We start from the raw sequence: 17,504 nt of genomic DNA, 5'->3' as shown, positions 1-17,504 counted from the left end.
CAACAATTCTTAATTCTTAAATTTTAATTCATAATTAAAGAAATGGGTAGAGTTCTTATTATTGGTGCAGGTGGTGTTGGCACTGTCGTAGCACACAAAGTGGCACAAAATGCCGAGGTATTTACTGATATAATGATTGCCAGTCGCACAAAAGAAAAATGTGACAAAATTGTTGAAGCAATAGGCAATCCCAATATAAAAACGAAAAAAGTCGATGCAGATAATGTAGACGAATTAGTCACACTTTTCAATGATTTCAAACCGGAAATGGTTATCAATGTTGCTCTTCCTTATCAAGATCTGACTATTATGGAAGCTTGCTTGAAAGCAGGAGTAAACTATCTCGATACTGCGAATTATGAACCGAAAGATGAAGCTCATTTTGAATATAGCTGGCAGTGGGCATATCATGAACGTTTCAGAGAAGCTGGACTGACTGCGATTCTGGGTTGTGGGTTCGATCCGGGTGTAAGTGGAATATATACAGCATATGCTGCCAAACATTATTTTGATGAAATTCAATATCTGGATATTGTAGACTGTAATGCAGGAAATCATCATAAGGCATTTGCTACTAACTTCAATCCCGAAATCAATATCCGTGAGATTACTCAAAACGGACGTTATTATGAAAGTGGAAAATGGGTAACGACCAGTCCATTGGAAATTCACAAAGACTTGACGTATCCTAACATCGGACCGCGTGACTCATACCTACTCTATCACGAAGAGTTGGAGTCATTGGTTAAGAACTTTCCAACCATCAAACGTGCCCGTTTCTGGATGACTTTCGGACAGGAGTATTTAACCCATTTACGCGTCATCCAGAATATCGGTATGGCCCGTATCGATGAGGTCGAATTTAATGGAACTAAAATTGTACCCCTCCAATTTTTAAAAGCCGTATTACCGAACCCACAGGACTTGGGAGAAAACTACGAAGGCGAAACTTCTATCGGTTGCCGTATACGCGGTATTAAAGACGGAAAAGAGCGCACATATTATGTTTATAATAATTGTAGCCATCAGGAAGCATATAAAGAAACTGGTATGCAGGGAGTAAGTTATACCACTGGTGTTCCGGCAATGATTGGGGCAATGATGTTTTTCAAAGGAGAATGGAAGCGCCCGGGAGTAAACAATGTAGAAGAGTTCAATCCGGATCCGTTCATGGAACAGCTCAATAAACAAGGGTTACCGTGGCATGAGGTATTCGATAAAGATCTGGAACTGTAAAAATGAAGAACGAAGAATAAAGAATGATTGCAGAATAACCTTTTTATTTTTAAATCCTAATATTTAAATTATGAATGTAGGAGATAAAGCACCGGAATTTTTAGGTATCAATGAAAAAGGCGAAGAGATTCGTTTAAGTACTTACAAAGGGAAAAAGATTGTATTATACTTCTATCCGAAAGACAATACATCAGGTTGTACGATGCAAGCTACTAGTCTGCGCGACAATTATACAGAACTACGTAAAGCTGGTTATGAAGTAATCGGCGTGAGTGTAGATAATGAAAAGTCACACCAGAAATTCATTGAAAAAAATAATCTTCCTTTTACTCTGATAGCTGACACTGATAAGAAATTGGTAGAAGAATTTGGTGTATGGGGAGAGAAAAAGCTATACGGACGTGCCTATATGGGTGCATTCCGCACCACTTTTTTGATTGATGAAGAAGGTATCATAGAACGGATTATCACTTCCAAAGAAGTGAAAACCAAAGAGCATGCCGCACAGATATTAAATCAATAAAATTTATTTAACTATATAATAAGGTATGGCTAAAAAAGACGAACTTAATTTTGAAACAGATAATAAAATGGCATCAAGCGAAAAACTAAAAGCCTTACAAGCTGCCATGGAAAAGATAGAGAAAAACTTCGGGAAAGGCTCTATCATGAAAATGGGAGATGAAATCGTTGAACAAGTAGAAGTAATTTCTACCGGTTCTATTGCATTGAACGTGGCATTAGGCATAGGAGGATACCCCAGAGGTAGAATCATTGAAATCTATGGACCGGAATCTTCCGGTAAAACCACATTGGCTATTCATGCCATTGCCGAAGCACAAAAAGCCGGTGGTATTGCTGCCTTTATTGATGCAGAACATGCTTTCGACCGTTTCTACGCTGCTAAACTAGGCGTTGATATTGATAATTTATGGATTTCTCAGCCGGACAACGGAGAACAGGCATTGGAAATTGCCGAACAGCTAATCCGCTCTTCTGCTATTGACATCATCGTAATTGACTCTGTTGCCGCCTTGACTCCAAAATCCGAAATCGAAGGAGATATGGGTGATAATAAAGTAGGTCTGCAGGCACGCTTAATGTCACAAGCATTACGTAAATTGACAGCTGCTGTCAGTAAAACACGCACGACTTGCGTATTCATAAACCAGCTTCGTGAAAAGATTGGCGTTATGTTCGGCAATCCGGAAACAACGACAGGTGGTAACGCGCTAAAATTCTATGCTTCCGTACGTCTTGATATCCGCGGTGGCCAACCAATTAAAGATGGTGAAGAAATCCTCGGAAAACTAACTAAAGTAAAAGTTGTGAAAAACAAAGTGGCACCTCCTTTCCGCAAGGCAGAGTTCGATATCATGTTCGGTGAAGGTATCTCCCATTCTGGTGAAATTGTGGACTTGGGTTCTGATTTGGGAATTATCAAAAAAAGCGGTTCATGGTATAGCTACAATGACACTAAGTTAGGACAAGGACGTGATGCAGCTAAACAATGTATCGCAGATAATCCAGAACTAGCAGAAGAACTGGAAAAGTTGATTTTCGAAGCACTGAAACATAAATAAGCGGTTGCCTATTTTGAGTAAGAAAAATTCTTTTATAGGCTGTCTCTCTCTTGCATTTTAAGAGACAGCCTTCCTATTTGCTCTTTGAGTATCTTTTTCCTCCCCCAAAAACTTTTCTCTTTTAGCCTTTTCCACATTTCTACTCATCATTCAAATTATATTACCGGCTAATAACATCTTTATTTTCCAACGACAACATTTAACAGAATAAACAATACTAACAAAAAGAAAATATGATCGATCATATAAAACAATTAGCATAGTTACAATCTACAACTCAGTTAGAATATTTACTAAAAGGATGTATTAAATAACGACTTAAAAACTTATTGATAGATATTACCCATACTTTTTGAAAGATAATACCCTATCGAGATCTATTAAAAGCTCTATACTTGCATCGAGAAGGCTATTAACAAGGATATTTTATATTTAAGCAAAATATCACTGGAAATGATCTATCCCTAAGAAAGCTGTTTAATTTTCATTTAAATTATTACATGAGGCCTATGTATATGTTTCTATTATTTATCGCTGGATTTTTATATCCGCATCAAACCAGTTCTTCTTATATATACTCCCCCCATCAATTAGAAGATAACAACCATTTTAATTATTCAACAAAACAAACTGAAAACTCAAAATCCATCTTGGCTCCATTAATATGGCAAGCTTCATGGTCTTACTCATTGGAAGGAGTGACCATTGCATTACTAATTTCTTTAATGGCCCGTCACAGAATGAGTCATAACAAGAAGCTGCATTATCATGAGAAATTAGAAATTGTACTAAATCTTATTCAAAGGACTCAAACTCCGCTGTCACTAATACAAAGATTATTAGAGGATATAGACTCCAATGAATTATCCGAATCAACATCTAATAAAATGGGAAAGATACTCGGATATACTAATCATGTAATAGGCTGTTATCAGAATATTATCACATTGGATAAGACAAAGGGAAAAACACATTTAGGTATTTCAAACAATGAATTTGAACTTTATACCTTTATAAATACAGTCACCAATCAGTGCCGCATATATGCAAATGCACGTCAGATAGAATTAGAAGTCAGCAAGAATTTCAACTATTTAAAATGTCAGATGAATGAAACTGTTCTGAGTGTAGCACTACAATGTCTTCTGCACAAAATAATTGACGCAACTCCTTGCGAAGGTCGCATAGAAATAATAGTTTCACAATTAAATGATTACTGGAGCTTGACAATAACAAATTGTCCTCTTCATCAAATAGATAATAAAAATACAATTTCATTAAATTCAATACCATTGCCAGTATACTGTTGCGGTAGCCTACGAAGTATCAGAAAGATAATACATCTACACGGTGGAAAAATGAAAGGTAATAAACACGGAAAAATAATCAGTTTTCAGGTTTACATTCCTATACGCAATCTTTGCAAAACGAAAAAATGCAAGGTAACCCAAAAGTCCGAAACAGAAAGCAATAAAGCGATATACCCAGTAGATATCAGCCCAATAGAACAAATACCATTGGTTCCGAAAACCTGTAAAGTTCCACATATCTTATTAGTGATGGCTGATAAAGAATACAGCGATTATTTATGTGAAGCACTTTCTTCTTTTTCTCAAGTAACTCTTCTTGAAGAACCAGAGAAGGTATATTCTTTTGTTTGCCAACGAGGGCCCGATACCATCATTATAGATGAGATAGTCAATGGCACATATGGAAATGATTTATGCAGCCAGATAAAATCGAATGCCGAAATGTCCAATACTCCAATCATTTTATTACTAAATAAGAACAATAGCGAAAACTATTTCACTCATATCAATAGTGGAGCAGATAGATTAGAAGCACGTACAGTAAGTATTTACATACTTCAAGCTGACATCCAGATTCTAATAAAGAATCGGATTGCTCAACAAAGCAAAATGAAAGAACTATTGTCAGATACCACTTTAGCCAATCATCCTGAAGATATTGTCAAAGATGATGAAAACGCTCAGTTCATAAAAAAGGTAGAAAAGTTTCTTGAAGAAAATCTTTCATCTGAAAAATATACAGTCGATATGTTAAGTTTAGATATGGGTATGAGTCGTACTGGATTTTATAATAAAATGAAAGATATTACAGGAAACCCACCAGCAGACTATATGTTAGCTTATAAAATGGCAAAAGCAAGAGCTTACTTGCTAGAACAATGTTACAGTATTGGTGAAATATCTACTATGTTAGGTTATTGTGATGCAAAATATTTTGGAAAAAGATTCAAAGAGTTCTATCATGTTTCTCCAACGAGATATCTTAGAAACAGAATAGGATGAGAATAGCAAGAGGTCCTTCCAAAATGACTAGAATGACCTCTTATTTTTTACTATAACAAGTGACTTTTATACGAAATAGATATAAGCAAGTGTACTTAAACTGATAACGACCCATAATAATATTCCTTGCACAAGTGGTTTGACGCCAACAGCTTTCAACACATCCAAAGAAAGAGAAGCCCCAATAAAGAACATTGTAATCGTTAGTGTTTTACGGGCAATTCCATTGATAGTAGCTCCCAATGCCGGAACCTCGTTTAATAAATAAGTATTCACAACCATAGCCAAAACAAAAAAGAAAATAAACCATGGAATACTAATTTTCTGTCCTTTACTTTTAAAGATAAATGAAGTAGCAAATGCCATAGGAATAATCCAAAGAGCACGAGTCAGTTTGATAGTGGTAGCTACCTTCAAAGCTTCTTCGCCATAAGCAGCACCTGCACCAACCACAGAACTAGTATCATGTATAGCAATTGCCGCCCATGTACCAAATTGTTGCTGATCCATATTTAATGCATGTCCGATCATCGGAAAGACAAAGAGTGCAATAGCATTCAGAATAAAAATAGTTCCTAACGCAACAGACATTTCACTATCTTTTGCTCCCAATACTGGACCAACGGCTGCAATAGCACTACCGCCACAAATAGCTGTACCTGAACTTATCAGATAGGATGTATTCCTATCTATTTTGAAAAGCTTACGCCCAATAAACCAACCAATAGCCAAAGTTCCAACCACAGAAATAACAGTAAATTCCATTCCTTCCTTACCAGAAGCTAAGGCAGAGTGCAAATTCATCCCGAATCCCAGTCCGACAACTGAATACTGCAACAGATATTTAGAAGTTTTCTTGTTAAATTTTGGATGAGCCTGTCCACAGGTCAGTGCAAATACAAGTCCAAGAAACAAAGCAACCGGAGGAGTTACCCATACCGACCAAGCTTGCAAACCGGGAATATAATCTAAAAACAGAAAAAAAGTTAAAACCGAAAGCAGAGCAACATAAATTATCTTATTCTTTGCCTGTAATGTTTTTATAGCTGTTGAAATCATATTTTTTACCTTTAATTTATTATCCGGATGCAAAGGTACGGCAAATGATTCAGACAGACTAATCGTTTCTTATTATGTGGTATAATATTTAGTTATAGAGAGAAAGTAAGTTTCGCTAGACTTACGCATCTACAATTTCTTTTCCAAAAGGGGTCAATGCTAACGAAGCTAACTTAAAATGTTGCAAAGCAAATGGAATACCAATGATAGTAATACACAAGATAGCACCAAATACTAAATGTGAAAGACATATCCAGATACCTCCCTAAAATATCCATATAATATTCATCATTACGTAAAGACAACCATCTGAACGTTCTCTACTCCGCACCTCCTTTCCGAAAGGACATAGTGCAAGTGCCGCCAACTTCAATGTCTGCATACCAAAAGGAATTCCAATAATTGTAAGCATCATCAGCATACTTGCAATAAGATATTCTATTGCAGTGAAAATGCCACCAAGTAATAACCATAAAATATTCATTAAACAACCCATATCTTTTCTTTATTTTTCTAAAGTTATTTATACATCAACTCACATATAAACAATTTGATAGAGAAATATACAAACATATAATCCCTCGAAGCAATTCAAGCCATCATTTATTCTAAAATACTTAGGCTAGCAACATAACATATAAAACATGAGTAATTGAAAGCTAACTACAGATTTTTACTATGATGTGCCACAAATCGCATAAAGACCTGCGACAATCCTCCTTCTTGCCCCTGCGACTGAACAAAATTAAATTCACGATGCATCGCCATTTTTTGTATTTCAATAACACGCAAACTACCCGCAACAAGTTCTTTATGTATTGAACGAATAGAAACAATTCCCATACAATCCGTATGTTCCAGAAAAAGCTTGATACTTTCTGTACTACCAAGATACATAAGAACATTTAAGGAAGAAAGTTTAAGATTATGTTTCAATAAAGCACGTTCAAACACATCCAATGTGCCCGATCCTCTTTCTCGTAGAACCAAAGGGATATTCAACAAGTCTTCGGGAGTTATTTCATCTGATTTTACCAAACTGCTATTATTGGGGACGACTGCTACCAGTTCATCCTGCAAAAAAAGTGTATATTTCAAATTAGGCAAACGAAAAATACCCTCCACTAATCCTAAATCAATGCGATGTTCTTGCAAAGCAACCTCTACCCCTCGTGAATTCCCATTATAAAGAGATAGATTGATCTGAGGAAACTGAGAAATAAAATTAGCTAATAAAGGAGGAAGAACATACTGTGCAATCGTTGTACTAGCCCCTAACCGTAATTCACCAATAAATGCATTATGCAATAAATGCATTTCATATTCCAATTTCTTATAATCATCTAGAATCTTCTCGCTGTGTTTCAATAATAATTCTCCGGCTTCTGTCAATGAGATTTTATTTCCTTGCCGTTCAAACAAACGTGCCTGATAATAATTCTCGAGTTCCTGAATATGTTTAGTAATTGCAGGCTGGCTGATAAACAGTTCTTGCGAAGCCTTCGTAAAACTTAAATTCTTCGCTACACACTGAAAAACTTTTAGACGAAAATCGGACACTGGACTATTTTTTAAGTATTATTGTAATTCATCAGCTTTAATTCCTAATGCTTGCATAATAGGAAAAGCCAACATATCCCACTCATATTCTACAGGTGTTTCCGGTTCATTCATACGGAACTGGATTACCTCTTTCTGCTTTATTTCATTTAGAGCCATTGTTACTTTATCTCCATACTCTTCATTGAAAGAGATCACGATCATTTTCTTAACATCTGTCGAATCGGAGATAATAGACAACAGATCTAAAAACAAATTTTCTCTGGAAACCATTCCTTCCGAAGGAACACTGGCAAATGAATATTCTCCATATGGACTTTGAAAAGCGACTCCATTCAATTCATTCTTTAAATTAGAGGGCTGACAATGTTGCAGCATAGCAGAATCTTTATCATAAACAAAAAGAAATTGTACCTCATTCTTTCCTTCAACAATTCCCGCATCTAAAGTAAAATAGGTAGTCAGCATCGAAAGATCAATTTCTTGCAATGAACGTTGCAAAGTCTTTTCAAAATACCCTTTCATATCCATAATCACAAAATTCAAAAAAGCAGCATCTATTAATACTACAGTTTCCGAAAGCTTTATTTGAGGTTTATCAGTCATATACATTACTATATTAATAATGCGGATAAAGATACTACATTACTTTTATATCTAAGCCCTAGAAGATTCATTTTCTCTCATTAAATAACAGATTGCCTCAGACGTACATCTAGGTATTACCCAAACGTACATATCGGGATTACCCACTCGTACGTCTCGGTATGTCCTACATATACGTCTGGAAACAAATAATTAGTAAAAACGCTCTAACTATATTAGTAACATATTGTAGCAAATTCGTCAGCATCATCCAGTTAAAAGAAGTCATTTTGTCTTTAAACTTCTAATAACAAATGATATTTTGTCGCATTTTTCTACTTGGCAAATCTTTTGCGCCGTTTAATGTGTTATTAGTAACATGAAAAAGAAAGGAGAACAACAATATGAATTTTAACAATTTTACCATCAAATCTCAAGAAGCAGTACAAGAAGCAGTAAACCTTGTACAAAATCGAGGGCAACAAGTCATTGAACCTGTACACCTCTTATATGGAGTGATGAAAGTAGGCGAAAACGTTACCAACTTTATCTTCCAAAAACTAGGGATGAATGGACAGCAAATAGCTATTGTAGTAGATAAACAAATTGATTCATTACCCAAAGTATCCGGTGGAGAACCATACTTGAGCCGCGAATCTAACGAAGTACTACAAAAAGCTACACAGTATTCAAAAGAAATGGGTGATGAGTTCGTTTCTTTAGAACATATTATATTGGCATTGCTAAAAGTAAAAAGTACCGTTTCCACTATCCTGAAAGATGCAGGAATGACAGTAGACGAACTAGGCAATGCCATTAATGAACTGAGAAAGGGAGAAAAAGTAACATCGCAATCCAGTGAAGACACTTATCAATCATTGGAAAAATACGCTATTAATCTTAATGAAGCTGCCCGTAGCGGTAAGTTAGACCCGGTGATAGGTCGTGATGATGAAATCCGCCGGGTACTTCAGATATTAAGTCGGCGTACTAAAAATAATCCGATACTGATCGGAGAACCAGGAACAGGTAAAACAGCTATTGTAGAAGGATTAGCACATCGTATTCTCAGAGGTGACGTTCCTGAAAACCTGAAAAACAAACAGGTTTACTCATTAGACATGGGAGCGCTGGTAGCTGGTGCCAAATATAAAGGTGAATTTGAAGAACGACTGAAATCAGTAGTCAATGAAGTTAAGAGATCAGAAGGAGATATTATTTTGTTTATTGATGAGATTCATACCCTGGTAGGTGCCGGAAAAGGCGAAGGAGCAATGGATGCTGCCAATATACTAAAACCGGCTTTGGCACGTGGAGAACTACGTTCAATTGGAGCAACCACTTTAGATGAATATCAGAAGTATTTTGAAAAAGATAAAGCTTTAGAACGCCGCTTCCAGATCGTACAGGTAGACGAACCTGATAATTTAAGCACAATTTCTATTCTGCGTGGTTTAAAAGAACGTTACGAAAATCACCATCAGGTACGTATTAAAGATGATGCTATCATTGCAGCAGTAGAATTGAGTAGTCGATATATTACAGATCGTTTCTTGCCGGATAAAGCAATTGATCTTATGGACGAAGCAGCAGCTAAATTGCGTATGGAAGTTAATTCTGTCCCAGAAGAATTGGATGAAATTTCACGTAAAATCAAACAATTGGAAATTGAACGCGAAGCCATCAAACGAGAAAATGACAAACCGAAACTTGAAATAATTGGCAAGGAATTGGCTGAACTGAAAGAACAGGAGAAGTCTCACAAAGCAAAATGGCAGAGTGAAAAGACGTTGATGGACAAAATTCAACAAAACAAAATTCAGATAGAGAATCTGAAATTCGAAGCTGATAAAGCCGAACGGGAAGGAGATTATGGTAAGGTAGCCGAAATTCGCTATGGTAAGCTTCAGGAACTGAATAAAGAGATAGAAGATACTCAGGAAAAGTTGCACGATATGCAAGGTGACAAGGCAATGATTAAAGAAGAAGTAGATGCCGAAGATATTGCTGATGTTGTTTCACGTTGGACAGGTATCCCTGTAAGCAAGATGATGCAAAGTGAAAAAGATAAATTACTGCATTTGGAAGAAGAACTTCACCAACGGGTAATTGGTCAGGATGAAGCCATTGAAGCTGTTGCAGACGCTGTACGTCGAAGTCGTGCCGGATTACAAGATCCGAAACGTCCAATTGGTTCGTTTATCTTCCTCGGAACAACAGGTGTTGGTAAAACAGAACTTGCTAAGGCATTGGCTGAATTCTTATTCGATGACGAGTCGATGATGACTCGTATTGATATGAGTGAATATCAGGAGAAACATAGTGTTTCACGTTTGGTCGGAGCGCCTCCGGGATACGTTGGATATGATGAAGGAGGGCAGCTTACTGAAGCGATTCGTAGAAAGCCTTACTCTGTTGTGCTGTTTGATGAGATTGAAAAAGCACATCCGGATGTATTCAATATTCTCTTGCAGGTATTAGATGACGGACGACTGACTGATAACAAAGGCAGAGTTGTTAATTTCAAAAATACCATCATTATCATGACTTCAAATATGGGAAGTTCCTATATCCAGAGTCAAATGGAAAAATTGAATGGTTCGAATAAGGAAGAGGTAATCGAAGAGACAAAAAAGGAAGTGATGAATATGTTGAAAAAGAACATTCGTCCGGAATTCCTAAACCGTATTGACGAAACGATTATGTTTTTGCCGCTGACAGAACCGGAAATTAAGCAAATCGTACTCTTGCAAATTAAGGGTGTGCAAAAGATGCTTGCCGAAAACGGAGTAAAACTACAAATGACAGATACTGCCTTGGATTTTTTATCTAAGGTAGGTTATGATCCTGAATTTGGCGCCCGCCCGGTCAAAAGAGCTATCCAACGCTACTTACTAAACGACTTATCAAAGAAATTATTGTCTCAGGAAGTAGATCGCAGCAAAGCCATCATTGTCGATTCCGGTGGCGACAGACTAATCTTCCGAAACTAAAATTTATATGATCTTATAAAAATAGCCGGTATATCTCCCAAAGATTTATCGGCATTTTTTTATATCCCGGAATATATAATTCTTCTAACTTCCGACTGACAATTAGGATGACTCATCACTAAAACATAAGCACCTTTCTTGGGAATAGTTAAGGTGATGGAAGGCAATATAAATTTACATTTTCCACATAGCTCTCCTTGAGAGTCATACAAAAATAGCATTGTGTCTACCAACAAGCCACTCACATATAAAGTCCCATTATCAAGAGAGACACATACCCCTTTATTAGTTATTGTCCGCATACTCTGTATCTTACCTTCCAGCTCCCTTTGAAGGCCTTTAATATAAAAAAGCGTGGGAACTGCTGCAATTATCATACTTGGGGCTCTGGACTGCCGCTATTCAAATAATGTACAACAGCCCACGCTCAATACTATATATTTGCATATACAGCAGAGCATGAGCGTCTGTCTCATTATTCCTGAATAGCATGAAATTGTCCAGATTCCAGGTATAGAATAATATTCCAAAAACGCTTTTATTCTTTATTCTTATCTATATCCATGACTGACACCTCAGCATACATGGACAGCAACAAAGATAAATAAAAACAGTGGTTCTTGACTAAAGAAACCCGAAAATATTCATGCAAAGACAAGATTACCCAAAGAACAGCAGAATCAACCTTTTGTTTGAAAATACATCTTTAAAAAACTAAAAGCGTGATAATCACATTACATGATTATCACGCTTTAACTTTTTATCTAAATACAACAGATTACTCAGCAGTAGCTTCTTCTTTTTCAGCCTCTGTTTCTGCCTTAAATTCTGTGATACCATTTGTTATCAAAAGATTGTACCAAGAAATCAATTTTTTAATATCTGCTACATATACACGATCACGATCGAAGTCCGGCAATACTTCCGCCAGATAATCACGCAATTGTTCAGGAGTAGCTTTCTTAGGGTCAAGAGCAGTGACTGCCGCATTTTCTTTAATTTTCATTGCATCCAATACATTGCACAAAGGAACTTCTGCATCATCAGTGTACATTGCTATATCTCCCAAAGAAATAATTTTCTCATTACCATAAGCGGGAAAACGTTTTTTATCAGCACTGATTGATTCTACAATCAACATATTTTTTCCTTGCGAAATAAGTTTGTACAATCCCGGTTTTCCGGAGATGGACAAGATAGTCTTCAACATAGTATATATTCTTTTGTTTATTAATTATTTTTTGCGGAGCAAAGGTAATGATTATTTTTAGAAAGCAAAGAAATTAGCTCCAAAACCTGCGGAATTAGAGGCATTTCACCATCATTCAGAATTAAGAAATCAGCTTGTTCTCGCTTTAGCTCATCACTCATTTGTGCCTGAATACGTTTCATTATCAATTCTTTCGATGAGCAATCACGCTTAATGGCACGTTCTATCCTCATCTCTAATGGTGCATATACCATTATCAGGAAATCTACTTCACTTTTAAATCCGGCCTCGACTAAAATAGCAGACTCCATACCAATAATTTTATCAGTACTAAAGCATCTACTCCACCGACGAAAATCTTCTTTTACCTGAGGGTGTATTATTCCATTTACATTCTTTATATGCTCAGGATTTCCGAACATATAAGATGCCAACAAAGTACGGTTTAATTCTCCATTTTGATAAATATCCTCTCCGACCAGCACACTAAGTCTACGACGCACCACCTCATCAGTCAGTGTAATCCGCTTTGCTTCCACATCTGAAATATAAACAGGAATCCCCATTACTTCCAACAATCTGGAGACCACACTTTTTCCACTACCTATACCACCGGTAATACCTATTTTAATTGCCATCAGAAGAAACTTGTTCAATCAAAAAATCAACTTGCTCAGGCACAATACGTATCTGGCTGACTCCACGAGGAAACGACTTTAGCTTAACGGTATATTTATCGGAACCCAATTTTAGTAACTCCTCATAAGAAACACTTATTACAAAATCGCTTGCTTTCACACTTAGGAAACGTTTCATTCCCACTTTAAAAGTAATCTGAACCTTAGAAGGAAAGGCCCTTAACACTTTATCTGCCGGAAAATTGACTCCATGTAATGGAACTTCGACTGTTTTTTCAGTATAAATATCTACCGGAAAAGTCAGTTCAACTATATTAGGAACAAACTTCACCCCTTTCACGGAAGCCAAAGAAACTTGACGCCTAATGGTATCTGAAATATTTTCCAGATCCACATCCTGAGTGTAAGCAGCCATTACTGTATCCAAAATTCCCGCCGGAGCATAAGCCAATACAGAATCGGGACTATAAATCGTATCTGAAACATAATATTGGAGACTGGCTGTTACATTTCCCTGAAAACGCACAGGGACTGCTTTAGATTTACCTGTTGAATAGATGTAATCCAATGTATCAGGTTTTACCGAAAGAATTTTAGAAGAAGCACTTAACTGACTGAAAATCTTTTTCTCAAATTCGGATGCCGGAATCTTTACATGATTATTTTTCCCTTTATAATCTGTAAAATTCAGATTAACCGGAAAAAAACTTTTCCCTAACATATAATTTAAAAGTACGGTTCCTTTATCTTTCACCCGAACACGAAGTTCGGATGGAGGTTCCAAAGTAAACACTACATTATTGGGCACATCTTTTACCCGAACCGGAATCGAGAATTCTGCTTCATAGTCATTGTTCAATGTCTGAAGCAACCAAAATCCACCCGCTATCAGGAAGAAAAATAAAAAAATTAAGAACTCCCTACTCTTATCACTAAGCAGGAGGTCCTTAATTTTCTTAGATTGCTTTAAATATGTATATCGTATTTCCCTACGATCTAACATAGGCATTTAGTTACTAGCCTATTATTTAGGCTGATTAGTAGCAGCCGAAGCATCAGCAAAAATAGAGTTCTTATCTATTTTAATCTTTACGCTAGGAGCAATCTCAAGGACTACATGATCATCATTAATCTCTTTAATTGTTCCGTGAATACCACCAGCAGTAATCACTTGCTGATTCACCTGAAGAGATTTACGGAAGTTAGCTATTTCTTTCTGCTTCTTATTTTGAGGACGAATCATAAAGAAGTACATAATAACAAACATTGCTATCAGCATGATCCACATCATACTTCCACCTCCTGCCGAAACGGGAGCTTGCATAAATACAGTCAATAAGTTCATAAATAATCAGTTTTTTAGTTTCTATTATATGGACAAAGGTATTAGTTTTTACTCAATTTACCTTCTTTTTTCAATTGATTAACTATTCCATCAAGAGTTCCATTGATAAAGCTACCGCTCTTCGCTGTGCTGTACAACTTCGCAATCTCTACATATTCATTTAACGAAACACTGACCGGAATGTTCGGAAAACTTAGAATTTCGGCTAAAGCAGTTTGCATAGTGATAATATCCATAAATGCAATACGATCTAAATCCCAATTCTTTGTATTTTCACTAATGAGATGGCGATAATAATCTGAATTCAAAATAGTACGACGGAACAAACGACGCGCAAATTCCTGATCTTCGTCATCCTTAAATTCAGGAAGCAACTCTTGGCTAGCACCTTTTTTCTCTTCAAAACGTTTAATTGTTTTCAAGACAAATGTATCAACTATTTCTTTATCATCATTCCAATAGAGACTCTGGTCTTCCAAAACCTGATCGAGCGATTCATTATTAAAAATGTATGTCTTATAAAGTTTTCTCCATACTTCACGGTCGGCTTCGTAAGATTTATCGTCGGAAGTCATATAATCTTTATAAATATCGGATTCTACAATTTTCTCGTACAGCTCTTTAATGAAGTCCTGATCATTAGCCCATGTCCTTTTTTGATTGGTTATAAACTCTGTCAGTTGTTTATTGACTTCCAGTTGTGAAATAAACTTGTTTTCTACAAACTTCATGTTAGGATACAATTCTTCTCTAGTAGGTGCTAGTTTTGCTTTTGCCGTATCAATACGTTTTTGTGCATACTCTGTTAATGCTATCATCAGCATTAGCAAATAGTTGTAAAGGTCATACGCCTTTGAAAGACTAAAGAATAACTCTTTCTCCGCTGAGTCTAGATTTTTGCTACCATTCTGATAATAGGCATACACGATCTGTATAATCTTAAGACGAATAAGAACTCTGTTGATCATAATTCAATTTAATACTGTTGTTATCGAACTGCAAAAGTAGATATTTTTAATGAGTTTCCACTAATAAATCACATTTTTTAATGCAGTATTTCATTCTCTGCTCTTTTTCTTTTGACAGTTTAAAAAAAATATCCAAATTTGAAGCCGATTATAAACGTACCGAAAGATATGGAAGATTTAAAAAAGAAAATGGGCGCAGACATGAATGATAAGGAGATCGTATTCTCCAAATCAATTAAAGCAGGTAAACGTATTTACTACCTCGACGTAAAGAAAAACCGTAAAGATGAGATGTTCCTGGCTATCACGGAAAGCAAAAAAGTGATAATGGGAGAAGGAGATGATTCTCAGATTAGTTTTGAGAAGCACAAAATCTTTTTATATAAAGAGGATTTTGAAAAGTTCATGTCAGGATTGACACAAGCTATCGACTTCATCAATCTTAATAAGACAAGTGATTCTGATTGTTTATTGGATGAATCAGAACAGCAAAAAATTCTTTTAGAAGATGCAAAAGACGAGAAGCTGAACGATGAAATTAAAATTGACATTGACTTTTAAGAGGGTAACTCTTTGATATTTCAAAAAAAAACTGTACTTTTGCACCGCTTTTTTGCAACATCGTGTGATAATCCACATCGTGTGATGGTGAATTAAGCAAACTAACTTAATTTAGAGTAACACAATTTTTTAAGAAATGAAATCAATTGAAGTAAAAGGAACTGCAAGAACAATTGCAGAACGCTCTTCGGAACAAGCAAGAGCTTTGAAAGAAATTCGCAAGAATGGTGATGTACCTTGTGTACTTTACGGAGGTAATGAAGTGATTCACTTCAAAGTAACTAACGATGGTCTTCGTAATTTGGTTTATACTCCGCATATCTATGTAATAGATTTGGATATCGATGGCAAAAAAGTAAACGCTATCCTGAAAGATATCCAATTTCACCCGGTAAAGGATACTATCCTGCACGTAGACTTCTATCAGATTGATGAAGCTAAACCTATCTTAATGGAAGTTCCGGTACAATTAGAGGGGCTTGCAGAAGGTGTGAAAGCCGGTGGTAAATTGGCTTTGCAGATGCGTAAAATTAAAGTGAAAGCGTTATACAACATTATCCCTGAAAAGCTTACTATCAACGTTTCTCACTTAGGTTTGGGTAAAACTGTGAAAGTTGGTGAACTGAGCTTTGAAGGTCTTGAGCTGATTAGCGCTAAAGAAGCTGTTGTATGTGCTGTTAAATTGACTCGTGCAGCAAGAGGTGCAGCAGCTACAGCAGGCAAGTAATTAGAGATTATCCCATAAAGAGATATACTGAAACGCAGATTAATGCAGATTAAAGCAGATGTTCAGTCTGCATTAGTTTGTGTTAATCTGCGTTTCTCTTATATAGTTAAGAACCTTTTTTCTTCAAAAAAAGAATGATAAAATATCTAATTGTTGGTTTGGGAAATATTGGCCCCGAATATCATGAAACCCGACACAACATCGGATTTATGACTGTAGATGCAATGGCTAGAATCAACAATGCTCCTCCTTTTATCGACGGACGTTATGGTTTTACCACAAGCTTCTCTATCAAAGGTCGCCAACTAATCCTCCTTAAACCTTCAACTTTCATGAACCTGAGCGGATTAGCTTTACGTTACTGGATGCAGAAAGAAAACATTCCATTGGAAAATGTATTGGTAATAGTGGATGATTTGGCTCTACCTTTCGGTACCTTACGCTTAAAAGGTAAAGGAAGTGATGCAGGACACAACGGGCTGAAACATATTGCGGCAACTTTAGGAACACAAGACTATGCTCGTCTTCGGTTTGGAATCGGAAATGATTTTCCTCGTGGAGGACAAGTGGATTATGTACTTGGACACTTTGCCGATGAAGATTGGAAAACAATGGATGAACGTCTGGAAACTGCAGGAGAAATTATCAAGAGCTTCTGTCTTGCAGGAATCAATATTACTATGAATCAGTTCAACAAGAAATAGTTGCCTGGTCCATAGAACTTTTA

17 protein-coding genes and 1 pseudogene are annotated in these 17,504 nt (G+C 36.3%); 8 read left to right on the top strand and 10 right to left on the bottom strand.

The window, feature by feature from the left end:
- Positions 1-42: 42 nt before the first annotated feature.
- The 4 genes from PHO71_RS05755 (at position 43) to PHO71_RS05740 (ending at position 5,131) form a co-directional block, all read left to right on the top strand.
- A complete protein-coding gene (locus PHO71_RS05755; protein WP_300200224.1) occupies positions 43-1,236 on the top strand; it encodes a saccharopine dehydrogenase family protein in 1,194 nt (397 codons plus the stop codon).
- 70 nt (positions 1,237-1,306) lie between these two features.
- Positions 1,307-1,759: a thioredoxin-dependent thiol peroxidase gene (bcp, locus tag PHO71_RS05750; protein WP_300200221.1), complete on the top strand. Its 453-nt coding sequence runs from the start codon at positions 1,307-1,309 to the stop codon at positions 1,757-1,759.
- Between the two features lie 25 nt (positions 1,760-1,784).
- Positions 1,785-2,819: a recombinase RecA gene (recA, locus tag PHO71_RS05745; protein WP_300200218.1), complete on the top strand. Its 1,035-nt coding sequence runs from the start codon at positions 1,785-1,787 to the stop codon at positions 2,817-2,819.
- 515 nt (positions 2,820-3,334) lie between these two features.
- A complete protein-coding gene (locus tag PHO71_RS05740) occupies positions 3,335-5,131 on the top strand; it encodes a helix-turn-helix domain-containing protein (RefSeq protein WP_300200215.1) in 1,797 nt (598 codons plus the stop codon).
- A gap of 66 nt (positions 5,132-5,197) precedes the next feature.
- Here the strand turns inward: PHO71_RS05740 and PHO71_RS05735 are convergent, their stop codons facing one another.
- From PHO71_RS05735 to PHO71_RS05720, 4 genes and pseudogenes are all read right to left on the bottom strand, one after another.
- Complete coding sequence (locus tag PHO71_RS05735; protein ID WP_300200212.1) at positions 5,198-6,190, bottom strand: putative sulfate exporter family transporter; 993 nt, start codon at positions 6,188-6,190, stop codon at positions 5,198-5,200.
- 121 nt (positions 6,191-6,311) lie between these two features.
- Positions 6,312-6,686: pseudogene (locus PHO71_RS05730) on the bottom strand (YccF domain-containing protein).
- Positions 6,687-6,853: 167 nt separating this feature from the next.
- Positions 6,854-7,750 (bottom strand): LysR family transcriptional regulator, encoded by an 897-nt coding sequence (locus tag PHO71_RS05725; protein ID WP_300200209.1) that lies wholly within the window; start codon positions 7,748-7,750, stop codon positions 6,854-6,856.
- An 18-nt stretch (positions 7,751-7,768) separates the two neighbouring features.
- Positions 7,769-8,356 (bottom strand): DUF6621 family protein, encoded by a 588-nt coding sequence (locus PHO71_RS05720; RefSeq protein ID WP_300200206.1) that lies wholly within the window; start codon positions 8,354-8,356, stop codon positions 7,769-7,771.
- A 383-nt stretch (positions 8,357-8,739) separates the two neighbouring features.
- Here PHO71_RS05720 and clpB point away from each other — a divergent pair, with 383 nt between their 5' ends.
- Positions 8,740-11,328, top strand: a complete 2,589-nt coding sequence (gene clpB / locus PHO71_RS05715) for an ATP-dependent chaperone ClpB (protein ID WP_300200203.1) — start codon at positions 8,740-8,742, stop codon at positions 11,326-11,328.
- Positions 11,329-11,387: 59 nt separating this feature from the next.
- On the opposite strand, the gene PHO71_RS05710 is transcribed toward clpB, so the two are convergent.
- The 6 genes from PHO71_RS05710 to nusB all read right to left on the bottom strand — a co-directional run bounded on the left by PHO71_RS05710 (position 11,388) and on the right by nusB (position 15,489).
- Positions 11,388-11,630 carry a hypothetical protein gene (locus tag PHO71_RS05710; RefSeq protein WP_300200200.1) on the bottom strand — a complete coding sequence of 81 codons (243 nt, stop codon included), beginning with the start codon at positions 11,628-11,630 and terminating at the stop codon, positions 11,388-11,390.
- 476 nt (positions 11,631-12,106) lie between these two features.
- The gene (locus PHO71_RS05705; RefSeq protein WP_300200197.1) at positions 12,107-12,538 is read right to left on the bottom strand and encodes a DUF5606 domain-containing protein; all 432 of its coding nucleotides are present in this window, start codon (positions 12,536-12,538) and stop codon (positions 12,107-12,109) included.
- A 20-nt stretch (positions 12,539-12,558) separates the two neighbouring features.
- Positions 12,559-13,176: a dephospho-CoA kinase gene (gene coaE, locus PHO71_RS05700; protein WP_300200196.1), complete on the bottom strand. Its 618-nt coding sequence runs from the start codon at positions 13,174-13,176 to the stop codon at positions 12,559-12,561.
- Positions 13,166-14,179 carry a YbbR-like domain-containing protein gene (locus PHO71_RS05695; RefSeq protein ID WP_300200193.1) on the bottom strand — a complete coding sequence of 338 codons (1,014 nt, stop codon included), beginning with the start codon at positions 14,177-14,179 and terminating at the stop codon, positions 13,166-13,168. Before PHO71_RS05695 ends, coaE begins: the two co-directional genes overlap by 11 nt.
- 21 nt (positions 14,180-14,200) lie before the next feature.
- The gene (gene yajC, locus PHO71_RS05690) at positions 14,201-14,521 is read right to left on the bottom strand and encodes a preprotein translocase subunit YajC (RefSeq protein ID WP_300200190.1); all 321 of its coding nucleotides are present in this window, start codon (positions 14,519-14,521) and stop codon (positions 14,201-14,203) included.
- 41 nt (positions 14,522-14,562) lie between these two features.
- Positions 14,563-15,489 (bottom strand): transcription antitermination factor NusB, encoded by a 927-nt coding sequence (nusB, locus tag PHO71_RS05685; RefSeq protein ID WP_300200187.1) that lies wholly within the window; start codon positions 15,487-15,489, stop codon positions 14,563-14,565.
- Positions 15,490-15,657: 168 nt separating this feature from the next.
- Between nusB and PHO71_RS05680 the strand changes: the two genes are divergently transcribed.
- The 3 genes from PHO71_RS05680 (at position 15,658) to pth (ending at position 17,481) form a co-directional block, all read left to right on the top strand.
- The gene (locus tag PHO71_RS05680) at positions 15,658-16,050 is read left to right on the top strand and encodes a PUR family DNA/RNA-binding protein (RefSeq protein ID WP_300200184.1); all 393 of its coding nucleotides are present in this window, start codon (positions 15,658-15,660) and stop codon (positions 16,048-16,050) included.
- Positions 16,051-16,186: 136 nt separating this feature from the next.
- On the top strand, positions 16,187-16,777 hold the full coding sequence (locus PHO71_RS05675) for a 50S ribosomal protein L25/general stress protein Ctc (RefSeq protein ID WP_300200181.1): 591 nt from the start codon (positions 16,187-16,189) through the stop codon (positions 16,775-16,777).
- A 137-nt stretch (positions 16,778-16,914) separates the two neighbouring features.
- Positions 16,915-17,481: an aminoacyl-tRNA hydrolase gene (gene pth, locus PHO71_RS05670; protein WP_300200509.1), complete on the top strand. Its 567-nt coding sequence runs from the start codon at positions 16,915-16,917 to the stop codon at positions 17,479-17,481.
- Positions 17,482-17,504 lie beyond the last annotated feature (23 nt).

It is taken from the genome of Bacteroides sp. (assembly GCF_028690125.1).
Classification (GTDB): domain Bacteria; phylum Bacteroidota; class Bacteroidia; order Bacteroidales; family Bacteroidaceae; genus Bacteroides.
The sequence above is the reverse complement of the archived record's forward strand: the minus strand, read 5'-3'. Positions and strand labels throughout refer to the sequence as shown.